Below are 13,595 nucleotides of genomic sequence, written 5' to 3'. Positions count from 1 at the left end.
AATCCGTGTTAAAAGTGTTAGATTAGAAACTAAGGCTTAAGTTAAAACCAAGGTAACGCATCGATGGAGAGTTTAGATCTTCTGAACCCGCATCCGGATCGGAGAAACGATACTCTTTCGTCCATAAAAACAGATTCTGTCCAGTGACACCAATACTCGCCTTTTTGGCTTTAAATCGAGAAGCTACGTCTTTTGGCAAATTGTAACTTAATGAAACTTCTCGTAACTTAATAAACGTTTCGTCCCAAATATTTCGCGTACCGGAATAAGCTCTTTTCCAATAGTTTTCATAAGACACAACGGTTTCATTCGGTGCAAAAACACGTGTATCTTTTATAATTTGACCATATTTATCGTAGCTTACCTCGCCTGACACAATTTTTACCCCTTTACCGACAAAAGTGCGATTGCCATTCACCACCTCTTCATAACGTTCCTTCGTGTCGGAATCAGGGTGTGCTCCAGTCTGCCATAAACGTGCGTTCATGTTAGAATAGGACAATCCTTTGATACGACCGTCAAAACTAAAGGAAAGATTAAAATCTTTGTATTGGAATTGATTGGTGATTCCCCAGAACCATTTTGGGGCAGTATAACCAAACAATCGTGCTGTATGTACAGCACTGACAGGCATGCCGGCAGCATTATGGATAATCTCTCCATCTGGTGAGCGTTCCCAATCCCGCGTCACATAATGGTCGGTGCGCATACCCTCTTTTATATAAAGTGCATCGGCCGTATAGTCCGGATCAAGTTTATGATAATATTGTAGATTCTGCGAAAGATTACCATTAACAGACCATTCAAAGTTTTCTCTCCGGACTGGAACTCCGCCCAACGAGATCTCATGACCTCGGGTCATACGCTCTTCTTTCAAATTGATTAGACGAGCCCTAAAACCAGTGGTATGTGATATATTGCTGTAATTGGAGTTTGAGATATCAGCGATGACATTATAGCGCCTTCTGGCGTAGTAGGTGTAACTTCCGGTCAGACGATTGTTTAAGACGGCCCATTCCAGACCGAACTCGGTCATATCCTCTTTAGTCGGATTAATAAAATAGTCTTTTATAATATTTGGATATGAAGCCGTACTCATACCATCCCACACATTGTTGCTTACGCCAAACGTTTGGTTAATCTCATACGGATCAGGTGGATATACCGTAGATGCCCAAGAACCTCTTACCTTCAATAAATTCAACCAATTTGGCTTGTGAATTAAGTCAGACACTACGACACTTCCTGATACCGATGGATAGAAATAAGATTTATCAGGCCTCATAGAATACCAGTCATTACGGGCTGTACCTTCGATGAATATCGCATTGCGCCATGACAGGGATAATCGGCCGTATATACCATTACGCATTTCCTTGGTTTTACCCTCTACAGCAGAAACAGGGCCTATGGAGTTACGCAAGGAGTAAAACCCTGGGATAGTGAGACCATTGACCGTGGATGCAGTCATGGTATTATCCCTGCGATAGAAAATAGAACCGCCTGCAAGTGCATCAATACCAAAATCACCAAAATTCTTTTTGGCCGTAAAGATAAAGTCATTGGTTGTGCTAAAGCCATCTTGTTTTCTGGACCAGTACTTCCCTCTATTATCATAACCGCCTGAGCCATCAAAACCGCCACGGGTTCCGTAGATACCCATTGGATTGGTCTGTTCTCTTGTATTACCATAGTAGTCATACCCACTGCGCAACAAGAAATTCCCCCAATCAGTCATTTTGTAATTTAACGTAACCGCAGCATTCAGTTTATTGATTAGTTCTGAACTTATTTTCTCATAGGCTGAGAGATAGGGGTTGTCATACCAAGCTTTGTATAACCAGTTTTGACTGACATTTTCTGTTTGCCAATAGTCCTTGTATTGTGTTAAATCATATTCTGGACCTGTCCATACCAAGATATTATAAATATAGCCTTGATTATTGTAGCCCGAGCCAAAATCATTTGGCGCATACCTTCTGTTATATCCCAAACGTGTTTCCAGATTTACCTTATCAGATATCTTAGTTTCCCCAGACACGGAAATATTGGTCATATTCAGCTTGGTATTCGGATATTGACCCTTGTTGTAGATATGGTTTATGGAGGTACGGATACTTCCGTTTTCCCCTTGATTCGTAAAACTAACCGAGTTGTTGGAGATAAAACCAGGCTCTAAAAAATTCTGAAAATTGTTTTTTCCCTTTGAAGTCAATTCGGTTTCTACATCATCCATTTGTTTAGTGAGTGGATTCCATTGCTTATATTTCCGACCGATATCCAGCTTGTCCCCCCAGACCTCATCGTCTGTATTGTATTTACCACCATATCCAGCAGAATAAGATGTCTGTACATTCGGGAGCGCTAAATATCCCGCAAAGAACATGTTATTGGAGTTTACAGTGATTTCTACTCCTTTTTGGGGAAGGCCTTTTTTTGTGGTGACCATGATTGCTCCACCGGCCCCTTCAATCCCATATAGAGCCGCCGCTGTAGAGCCTTTCAGTACTGAAATATTTTCAATATTGTCAACAGCGATATCACGCAAACTCATGTTTTCATAAGCAACACCGTCAATCACCAACAAAGGATTTTTTCCACGAAGTTGTATATCTGGTGCACGATTAAATTCAGTACTGTTCATGACACGCAAACCCGAAACACGACCAGTTAATGTTGTTCCCACATCAACACCTTTAACTTTGGCCAATTGGTCACCTTTGATGTCCTGAACGGCATACCCAAGTGCTTTTTGCTCGCGCTTGATACCAAGAGCTGTTACCACGACCTCCTCCAAAGCCTCCGACGATTTGGAAAGCCGAATCAAACTTGCGCTATTTGCTGACACCTCAACAGGCTCATATCCGATATAAGAAACCTGCAGTATCGCATGATCCGAAACTCCGGATAACTTAAACGCCCCCAGCTGATCCGTCGTTGCCGCTATAGATGACTCCTTGACACGTATTGTAGCTCCCGCAATAGGTAGGTTGGTTTCCTGATCCACTATTTTTCCACGCAATTCCTTTTGCGTAGCTAACATCTTTTCATTTGCGGATTCATTGGTCTCTTTTTTTGACACAACATAAAGCTTATCATCAATCTTTCTCACCTCGAGATGTCCATCAGAAATCAATTGGATGAATTGGGCAATTCCCTCCTTTTTCAGCTTTTCAAGATTGGCGAGTTCATTGATTTTTTGATCGGCAATAGAAGCATCATAGCCAAATTTTACGTTGAACTTTTGTTCCATTTTGGCAAGAATTTTCCCGATCCCTTCCCCAGTTGTAAACTGAGAAGCCATGGTTTGAAGCGCTAGAGACTGAAACAGCAACGCCCCGCCCATAAGTTTTAAATAGTAATTGGTTCTTTTCATAAATTACTTTTTATGGATAATTATTTGATTAAATGCTGTATTAAGAATTGTTAATGATTTGTCAAGATCATTGGCTGGTAGATATCCTGTAAAACTTGCTGTTTGAAATGAATCGATCAAGCGTAGATTTTGATCCGGATATAGGTTATTCAGATCGGCAACAATCCGCGAAAGGGGTACATTCTTGAAAGACAATAACTCACCTTTCCCATTTGAAGAAACGACGGTATCGGCAGGCGACACATCAAATTGCCCATGATCCCTGTCATAAGCCACCTGTTGACCAGGGTGAACTATAGAGAACTGATGCCCATGGGATACCTTCACCTTTCCGTGATTTAAGACCAAACGGCTACGCTGCGGAGAGCAGATTAAATTAAATGCCGTTCCTAATACGCGTACGTCAAAATCACCCGAATTAACAATCACAAAAGCTTGGTCAGGATTTTTGGCCACTTCAAAAAAAGCCTCGCCCGAAAGTTTGACCCGTCGTAGACTGTCTACATTAAAATCAGATAGAATTTCAATACATGCCCCTTGGCGAAGGGAAACACGTGTACCATCGGAAAGCGTAAGCTGTTTGACAAATTTCGTTGGGTTGCTGTATTTGACCACTTTGTATTCTGAATCGCCTTGTAGTGGTTGCACCCTAAACAAAAATAGAAATGCAAAACCGATCAACAGCAAGGCAGCAGCGGCTAAAGCGATAACGCGCCATCTCCTCCAGATAGGTTGCAATTTGGGGGTCAATTCCGTGCCGGTAATTGTATAATAAATATGGTCAGCGGTAGATTGATCTAAATCGAAAGCGCCTTCTTCCAGCGCGATTACCTCCTCCAGATCCGGTAAATCGTCTTTATCGCAAGAAGTCAATAAATCTAAAAATATGGTGTTTTCCTGTGGGGTCAATTCCCCTTTTAGGTATTTCGTATATAGTGCAGCTAATTTGGGATCCATCATCTTTGCCATCGTTTAAATACATATACGTATCTAAAAGACGATAAGACGACGCTACGCTAAAAAATAGTTAAGAAAATCAACAGGGCTGTCGAAATCTCAAAATTATCCAGGATATACTGGCGTACAAACTTGTTTCCCTTGACCAATTGATCGCGTACAGTATTCACGGAGATCCCTAAGCGTTCCGCAATTTCCTGATTATCCAAAAACTCTTCTTTGCTCAAAAGGAATATCTCCAGACGAGCTTTAGGCAGCTTTTCAATCGCTTCACGATAGACACGTTCCAGGTCTTTAAAACGGATAGATTCTTCGTTTGAATTATCCACCTGTTTGGAGGCATCATTTTCATCAAGTTTAAATTGGAACCGTACTTTCTGCTTTCTCAATTCGTCAAATACGAGGTTTTTTGCAATGGTATATAAATAAGACTGCGGATTCTTATTTTCATCTAATTCTCCCCACTTTTTCCAAATACGAGAAAACGCTTCCTGCACCAAGTCAGCGGCGGTATCTTCTTCTTTCAGATGTAACAAGGCATATTTGTAGACCTTGTCTTTGTAAGACAAAAAGAATTTTTTAAAATCGGGAACATTGTTGTTTTCGATAGGCATCCTTCATCACTTGTAATTGACCTTACAAGTTTAGGTAGAATTTTCCAAAATATCGGAATGAAAATAGATCATAACCCAAAGCTTGTCCTTTCCCGGAACAGTGATAACATTTTAGGTACGATTAATTTACATTAAATTAATCCGCAGGGGCAGACATCTTCCGCAGGGATGGCCAGCAGCAAGATAGCAGGGTCAGGATATCGCTCCTGTCAATAGGAGTTGATGAAAAAAAATCCCATTGGAATATCCAATGGGATTTAAAAAGTTTATAGGTACGCAATAAAACGCACTTATTTTATCAGCGGGAATGGTCCCAGAAAATAACTTCCTCTTTTATAAAAGCGTAGAAAGAAATCCAGTACGGCTTCTTCTAAGGGAAAAAAGAATTGCTTATCCACTTCCGTTTTAAATAAATTGGCATAATACTTAGGCAACTCGCTCGGGAAAAAATCTTCCACCAGCAGGTTCAAGAAGTAACGTGCAAATGGAACATCTGCCTCAGTCCCCTCATCTTGCTTTTCAATAAATGGGTTATGCGGTAGTGGGAAGAATTCCTCTATTCCACCAAAGACCTCTAATCCTGTTTTCGGATTAAAGAAAACCGTTACTTTCGCATCCGCCGTCAGGTCTAGATTTGATTCCGGAAGTGGTGATTCCTCCTTGCTGGGATATTTTTGTTGATATCTCTTAAAGAACTCATTTGCAAACTCTTTCACTTCCCGCCCCTCCATAAAAGCTACAGCAGCCTTTTGCTCAGACTGGAATAATTTGCCCATATCTTTCAGCTGTTTTTCTGTTTTTTTCAAGCTCTTGTCCTTACCGTTCATCGCCTCAATGCGATAGGTCATCTCATATTGCTCCGGTAGGTCAAAATTCACCTCTTCCGAATTGACCACCGTCATAATGCCGGACAGGTTCCAAGCTTCCTTCCAAGGAACGATTTCCATATAGAAGGATAATGGCTCCGAAGGTTCAGCAAACTCCTGAATTGAATCCTTATAAATCTTGAATGCTGTTTTCGTACCGATATGTTTGACATGGACAAACTGTTCATCCGTTTTTACATAGTCAAAGAAACTGTTGATACGGTTCCCCAAGGTTTTAACAGAACCGTACAGTGCATGTTGATTACCCAGTACTTCAGCAACAAATTCAGAAGATTTAAGGGCAAATAAATGTAACCGGTAATTGTTAAAATGGTTATCACGGACCCGATAAATCATTTGCTGCAATTGCGCTTGGTCATGTTGATATCTTCCCAATTCTGCCACCTGCATCAGGTGGTTAAGGTTGGTATTATACTCGCCTGCGGTCAGATAGTTGGTTGCGACAAGTTTCTCGATAAAATTACGGACTTCAAAATAATTCGCAGCTTCATCCAGCGTATATTCCAATTTTAACTTTGGATTTTCAGGAGCCACTTCATAATGTTCTTCCAGAATAGCATAGGCCAGATCCGTTATCAACTGAATCAAACGTCCATGAGGATCGATAAACAAATGTGGATTACGCTCACTAAAAAATAACCAGGTCAATACCGCCACATCTTCACTATTGATATCCTCGGGATAGTAGTCTAACAGGCTGTTATCCTTATAGAAAGGTAAAAACTGATCATATAGGTCTTTATGAATATTTCTGAAAGCGGCAAATATTCCTGTATTGGCAATTACGTCCTCCAAATAACAGGTAAGATAAATACTTAATGTCTTTAAGGCGTCCGTATGGATAAGATCATTTGTCTCTGGCTCTTCAAACCACAACGTTGATAAGCTATCGTTGATCTGATTGGCAACTCTTAAATAATAACTGTCTATATCGTTTGCTTTCTGATAAGTATGGTGTGCTATCCAATCTTGAATAAAAATTCTGTTTCCTCTCATATGAAAAATGCTAAATCCAAAAGTAGCCAAATTTTCGAAATTTCCATGATTGCAAAACACATGCATAGCTGAAAATAATTTAGACATCCAACCGGATCAATAATAGGTAAAATAGCCGCATATGATTTAGCTGCAAAGGATAAAAAAATACCCTGTCAAGGAGAAACAAAAAGAGATGCCTTAGGGGGCATCTCTATATCTTAAATAGTATTATTCCTTATCCGGCGGCGATTACATTATCATCGTTTTTCAAATGATCCTGAAGGGTCGGATTTAAAATAGAACATGTTTTTAGTAAATCGCGGACAGGATATTTAGCAACAATCTCTTCCAATGCTGCAAGATGGCGGCCGTGATGCACATCCGTCCCTACAAAATCATACATACCTGATTTAATCATCGTCAAAGCGGCCGATTTCACCTCAACTCCATAATACCTGCTGATTGAAAGCAGATTCAATTGCAACATACAACCAGCATCTTTGATCTGTTTGTACATATTAAAATTATAGTGATAATAGTTATAACGCTCTGGGTGCGCTAAAATAGGTTGGTATCCCAGTTTTTGTATATCTAATATCGTTTGAAACAAGGCTTTGGATTCCTGTAAATAGGACATTTCAATCAGCACATACCCTCCCGGCATCACACAAAGCTCATTTGTCTCGATCAACCGCGCGATGCCATCATCGATCATATGCTCAGCGGCATGATGGATTTCGGGACGATTAGGAAGCTCTTTCAGACCTTCCACTAATTTATCTTTGGCTCCCTCAATTGTTCGGATGGTATTCGGATGTACGCCATCCATAATATGCGGTGTACAAATAAATTTTTCAAATCCCATTCTGCCCAGCCCTTTCAATAAATCAATAGATTGTTCAATGGACTGACTCCCATCATCTATTCCCGGAAGGATATGATTATGCATATCCACCTCTAAAAAAGCGAGGGCACCTACAACCTTGATTTTTGACTCTTGAGTTTTGTTTCCAAACAGTTTTGAAAATATCCCCATATCCTATAATGTATAAATCGTTTAGCTATCCTATTATTTTGTAAACAATAAACAACAAAAATACCACTATTCGTCCGAAGGAGCGTAATATTAATTTAACATTATAAAAATATAACCATAATATTACAAACTTTGCACGAAACAATTTTACTTGTCAAATTGTTTCCTAGCCCATTTATTAGTTTCTTATTTGCTGATCTCTTTTAAAATCTGATCAATCATATAACTGATCGCTCCATCTTTTGTCTGCGGAAGTTTTGTGGAAATTTCTGCTTCCATACGGTCAGCTACAATTCCTTTCGACGTAATTGCCGTGCTACCGTATTGATTCAACTGCGCCACAGTTTGCTCCCACTGTCTTCCCGGGTTTACTCCCATTTCTTTTAACATAGCGGGCAATTTTTGTAAGTCAATCGCAGCAGACATCTTATTTTGTTTCATCAACTTGATGAAATCTTTATTTGCAGGAGCCATGGTTTTATTTTGGCGAATATCATGTAAAGCCAATGAATCATTACTTACCATTACCAAATCTTCTTTCAGAAGGACATACATCGGAAAATCCATGCTTTTTTTGGACGAAAAAGCGTAAATACCATCCTGCATTTTACCAAGGGTTTTGGCGACTGCAAGATCCAGTCCTTTTCTGAACAAACGCTGGTCCTTTGAAGTAAACATCCAGATAAAAACGGGCAAGGTTTCGTCTTTCGTTTTCTTTACCTCTGTTGCATTATAATCATCATCATAACTATAATCTATATACTCCTTCCTGAATTTGCGTAATCCATTAACCACAAAAAGATGATCCCCGGGCATCACCTGGGCAATTGCTTTCTCATCCAATGCAACTTCTAGCGCCATTAATCCCCATTCAACTAAATCTTGTTGTGGCCCCAGTAACCCGCCATAGTATTTTGCCATATAAGCAGGCATATCTCGCAAATAGGCCTCTGAATTAATGTTTACATTAAAGAATCCAAGCGTTTTATCTGTCAAATATTTACGGAATTTCCCATTTGGTTTTCTTGCGTATAAGCGTTTAGACATTTCAGCCAGATCTTTGTCTAATCCCATGGATCCCTTCAATCGCAATACATCGCCATCTTGCAGTAAATCCAGCATTCCATCCTTATAACCTGTTTTAAATTTATCCATATTAATTCCCATATAGAGATAAGGAATGGTTTTATAAGGCGTCAGACCACGGTAAAGCTCTTCGACTCGCGGCACATATAAACGAACCAGTCCCAAATTTTTAAGCACTTTTCCCTGATCCGAAATGGACAGCGGCTTATAGGAGGCAGATAGCAAACGCGTCGCTTCTTCGTTCAACCATTTATCACGAAGTGCATTCCGTATCGAATCATTTTTTCGGTTTTGATTCTCATAGGATGTATAAAGCGAATCGTAATAACTTGGATCTTGCATTTCTACGGGAGCTACATCCACAGTCATGGGCACAGCAGCTTCAGCATTCGCCAAAACGGTATCTGGAACACTTTCTACAATTGCTGGCGGAGTTGGTGGTTCCAACACCTTTTCATCTTCTTCCCATGCTGCTGAATCTATTACTGTGGCCACGGAATCCACTGCCGCAGGCGACATGTAGGCGACCTTTTTAATCCCATAACGATTCGCCACAGCCTCATCCTCAAAGAAAGTTGTGCTTATCGTCGACGAAATAAAACGTGCTACACGGTCATTATAAACCAAGATGCTCCCGGCTTTCATCCCTATACTTGAATATCCATTGGCAAAAGGTTTGGGCTCACCGGCATCATGTATTAGCTTTTCGAATTGTCCCTTATTGGACAACGGAAATATAAACTCGAGAAAACTTACACTATCCGTTTTTCTATTATAGAAATAAGCCGTTTGAGACAAATCGATGCCCAGGTTTTTGATATCATTCCCAACCGAAGCGCCAGATTTTTCAATTTTCTTGAAGAGACCTGCTTTTTGAAGCAGCTCATTCAATTTGTTGGCATTTGCCTTCTGTACAATTTCTTTTATATTAAATGCTGCAATAACTTCAGCATTTTCAGGAATGAGTGTGATTAAATCTTGCGACTTCACACTTCCCATTAAAGAGAAACATGCCAATCCAGTCAATAAAATTTTTGATTTCATATAGGTTATTTTGTCAGTGTGATTTTATTTGCCAATGTAGCCTTGCCATAAACCAAATCTGTAAATGGCAGTTTTAATAAGACGCCCTTCTTATTGCCGGCCAATTTTGCTTTATTATTTTCTTGAGCAACAATTGCTTTTTCAAAACGCACAATCTGCGTATAAAAAGCATCCGCAAACTGGGCAGTATTATCAGTTCCCAACTGATTGAATTTTGACTTCCAGCTGTTTGAAGTCACAAATTTACGTTCAAAAATATTCCTCTGAGCGTTGTAATAGTAGCGGTTGGATTCCGATATCTTTGTCTTAAACCGATTCGCTAATATGTCCGAAAAGGCATTTAACGATTCGATCTGGCTAAAGTCACAGGATATATTTACAATAAAATTTGTGAAGTCAGTCTTATACTGAACATTGGAAATCCCCTTAGTCTGTTTAAGTAACTGAACTGCAGCCTTAATCTCTTTTTCCATCTCGGCCTGCGTCGGAATCTGTATCCCTTTTATACTTTTCATCTTCATCAAGGAAGATACTTTTGTTTTACTTTTACTCAGGTTCAATGTCGCTGCAATATGTCCCGAGCCGTTGGGTTTAAGGTCAATCTGTTCAACAAAGTCAAAACAACTTGACAATGTAAAAGTCATCAACAATGCAGATACAAACACAAAAAACCTTTTCAACCTCTCTTTTGGTTTAAAAACACCCTTCATTTCTTTTCAGTACCGATTAATAAATTATCAAATCAATATATGCTCGGGCATTCACAGCAAACATTGTGCTATTTTCTTTACTTTAGGAAAATTTTGGAAAAAACTACAGTATTGCAACCTTCCAAAGCGAAAAACTTGTCTTCCCACTTACCTTGTCTTTTTCGATACTTACTTAGCACCAATACTCACTCCCATTTAAAAATAATAGTCCTCCCCAAGAGTTATTCAATAACCACAATAAATATCTCTAAAAATCAAATAGATGCATTATTCGAAGTATTTGCTCACACAAAAAGAGCGTTTTATGCTCGAAGAATTCAACTTTTCTTAGGTACTTTTGCCCTTCTTTGCTAACAAACACTAACGATTACTATGATTTACAAGTCCAAGACTATTCCACAGCATAGCATGTGCCGGATAGTTTATTTTATGATTACCCTGCTTATACTGAATTCATGTAAAAAAAACGAGTCCAGCCTGGAACAAACGGCATTAAAATTTGCACCCAGCATTGTTGGCCAGATTAATACCGACGCTACTGGGACCTCTTGGGACAAAGGTGACCAAATTGGCGTTTATATGGTCAAATCGGGTCAACAACTAACATCAGCCTCCATCTTGAATGCTGTCAACAATCATGTATTCACGATCAACGGTTCCTTATTTCAAAGTAAATCGCCGGTCTTTTTACCAAACGAACAGGTCGATTTCATTGCCTATTATCCTTACAGGTCCATTATTGATTTTCAATATCCAATTGATCTGAGCGACCAGACAAAGCAATCAGGATTGGATTTCATGTATGCCAGCAATGCAAAAAATATTGCCAAAACCAACACCACTGTCCCCCTTAATTTTGTCAGACAATTGAGCAAGATTGTCATTCATCTTTCCATTAGCAATACGGATGCTTTAGATGCCAATCAGATTAGTGTCAGTATGCCTTCAGTACACACACAGGGGGAATTTGACCTATCAGCAGGAAAGCTACATGTGAACCTCGCTGAAAAGAAAGATATACAGGGAAAAGTAATGGCAAATTCCAACAATACTGCCATCGTGGAATTTACCCTTCTTCCCGGGGAAGATATAACCGGAAAGACGATTAAACTTATGAGTACCAATGGCGTTCGTTATACCTGGACAACTCCACAAAATCAGCTACTGAAAAATCTGATTGGTGGGAATCGCTATAACTTCAACATCAAAATCGACAATGGAGAACTAAGTGGCGGCATCGGAGATTCCCAGGCCTATCTGGAAATTCCCAAAATGAACAATCTGAAGAATGAAGAAGTATTTATACAGCACTTTCTTCCTGATGCAAGCAGGGAGAGAAACTACGCTATGCTGTATAATAAAAAGTTAAAAATGGCTTATTGGGTCGCTTATCCGTTATATAACAGTATTTTGGGATCGGGCAATCGTACCGATGCCTGGGGCTATGATCCGGCCCTATCGACAGCATTCCAGCCGGTTTTATTTAAGGGATTCCAGCCGACGGGCTATGACAGGGGACATCAATTGCCTAGCGCGGACCGCAACCTGAATATCACGCAAAATAAAACAACATTTTATTTTACCAACATGACCGCACAGGCTTCCCGTCTCAATCAGGGGCTTTGGGCAAACCTGGAGACTAAGGTTCGAACCTGGACTGCGCAATGTGACACCATGTATGTGGTAACGGGAGCAATGCCCACGACAGAAGCCGATAATCTGCTGGACTTTGCACAGGACAATGACGGAAAAGATATCGCAAAACCAAAATACTATTTCAAAGCCCTTGCCATGAAGAAAGGAAATGAATATTATACGATCGCTTATAAGATCGACAATGTTACTCCGCCTGCCAAAAGTACTTTTGACAATTATAAACTAACGGTAAGTGAGCTGGAAAAAGTAACCGGATTTACATTTTTCCCTGATTTAGACAACACGAAAAAAGAACGTATCGATACCCGTATCTGGAAATAATTTATAAAAGATTGTTATCGTATTATTTTATTCCGATTAGATAGCTTTTTTAAGACTTGATAAGCCTTAAAAATAGGAAGATCCGCACAGTAAAAAGACAAGGCACCATGAATGGTGCCTTGTCTTTTTACTTACCGGTATAGCCATGATGCGTAAAGAATTTGACATCCTTGTAAAAAACAGCGTTTTATCCCTAAAATACTCGATCAATCCCTCATAGTTTTTTATTAGCTTTAGCCCATGAAGCTTATAATATTTGATCTTGATGGGACATTATTGGATACATTACAAGATCTTGGAGACAGTTGCAATGCAATCCTTCAACAATATGGCTATCCAACCCATCCGCTCTCAGCCTACAAGAAATTTGTAGGTAATGGTGTACAGAAGCTGATCGAACGGGCCCTTCCGGAACATGCACGAAGAACTGAAATAATCGCAACACTGTTAACGGCATTTAAGACCAACTACGAACAGCAGACAATATCCCATACAAAGCCCTATGTTGGTATTGTCACCTTATTAGAGACGCTTAAATCGTCGGGATATCTCATCTCCGTAGCGTCCAATAAATATCATGAGGCGGTTATCCCTTTGATGGAAAAATATTTTCCCACGATCGCTTTTGACCTGATCCTTGGCCATCGAACAGGACATCCGGCTAAACCCGATCCCGACATTGTCTTGGATACGCTCCAGACTTTAGGCATAGCAAAAGAAAACTGCTATTATGTTGGCGATTCCTCCGTGGACATGGATACAGCCAATAATGCGAGGGTGACTGCTATTGGTGTAACCTGGGGCTTTCGTGATGAGAATGAATTGAGGCAACATGGTGCAAAGTATATTATTCATGCTCCACAGGAATTGCTGGACATTGTATAAAACAAAAAGCTGAACTTAAACCTTAACGGTATGAAGTTCAGCTTT

At 39.9% G+C, this 13,595-nt stretch carries 9 protein-coding genes; 2 read left to right on the top strand and 7 right to left on the bottom strand.

Annotated elements, in window-relative coordinates; translation table 11 throughout:
• Window positions 1-22: 22 nt before the first annotated feature.
• The 7 genes from ABDW32_RS17630 to ABDW32_RS17600 form a co-directional block, all read right to left on the bottom strand.
• Window positions 23-3,376 carry a SusC/RagA family TonB-linked outer membrane protein gene (locus ABDW32_RS17630; RefSeq protein ID WP_343564755.1) on the bottom strand — a complete coding sequence of 1,118 codons (3,354 nt, stop codon included), beginning with the start codon at window positions 3,374-3,376 and terminating at the stop codon, window positions 23-25.
• 3 nt (window positions 3,377-3,379) lie between these two features.
• Entirely contained in the window at window positions 3,380-4,345 is a 966-nt protein-coding gene (locus ABDW32_RS17625; RefSeq protein WP_343564753.1) for a FecR domain-containing protein, read from the bottom strand.
• A 47-nt stretch (window positions 4,346-4,392) separates the two neighbouring features.
• Window positions 4,393-4,947, bottom strand: a complete 555-nt coding sequence (locus tag ABDW32_RS17620) for an RNA polymerase sigma-70 factor (protein ID WP_343564751.1) — start codon at window positions 4,945-4,947, stop codon at window positions 4,393-4,395.
• Window positions 4,948-5,237: 290 nt separating this feature from the next.
• Window positions 5,238-6,830 carry a DUF3843 family protein gene (locus tag ABDW32_RS17615; RefSeq protein WP_343564749.1) on the bottom strand — a complete coding sequence of 531 codons (1,593 nt, stop codon included), beginning with the start codon at window positions 6,828-6,830 and terminating at the stop codon, window positions 5,238-5,240.
• 217 nt (window positions 6,831-7,047) lie between these two features.
• Window positions 7,048-7,848: a CpsB/CapC family capsule biosynthesis tyrosine phosphatase gene (locus ABDW32_RS17610; protein WP_343564747.1), complete on the bottom strand. Its 801-nt coding sequence runs from the start codon at window positions 7,846-7,848 to the stop codon at window positions 7,048-7,050.
• Window positions 7,849-8,034: 186 nt separating this feature from the next.
• The gene (locus ABDW32_RS17605; protein WP_343564745.1) at window positions 8,035-9,978 is read right to left on the bottom strand and encodes a DUF4836 family protein; all 1,944 of its coding nucleotides are present in this window, start codon (window positions 9,976-9,978) and stop codon (window positions 8,035-8,037) included.
• A gap of 5 nt (window positions 9,979-9,983) precedes the next feature.
• The gene (locus ABDW32_RS17600; protein ID WP_343564743.1) at window positions 9,984-10,658 is read right to left on the bottom strand and encodes a hypothetical protein; all 675 of its coding nucleotides are present in this window, start codon (window positions 10,656-10,658) and stop codon (window positions 9,984-9,986) included.
• Between the two features lie 402 nt (window positions 10,659-11,060).
• Between ABDW32_RS17600 and ABDW32_RS17595 the strand changes: the two genes are divergently transcribed.
• Window positions 11,061-12,665, top strand: a complete 1,605-nt coding sequence (locus ABDW32_RS17595) for a DNA/RNA non-specific endonuclease (RefSeq protein WP_343564741.1) — start codon at window positions 11,061-11,063, stop codon at window positions 12,663-12,665.
• A gap of 240 nt (window positions 12,666-12,905) precedes the next feature.
• Window positions 12,906-13,550, top strand: a complete 645-nt coding sequence (locus ABDW32_RS17590) for an HAD family hydrolase (protein ID WP_343564739.1) — start codon at window positions 12,906-12,908, stop codon at window positions 13,548-13,550.
• The last annotated feature ends 45 nt before the right edge of the window (window positions 13,551-13,595 follow it).

Origin of the sequence: Sphingobacterium sp. (assembly GCF_039596235.1) — a bacterium.
Classification (GTDB): Bacteria; Bacteroidota; Bacteroidia; order Sphingobacteriales; family Sphingobacteriaceae; genus Sphingobacterium.
The sequence above is the reverse complement of the archived record's forward strand: the minus strand, read 5'-3'. Positions and strand labels throughout refer to the sequence as shown.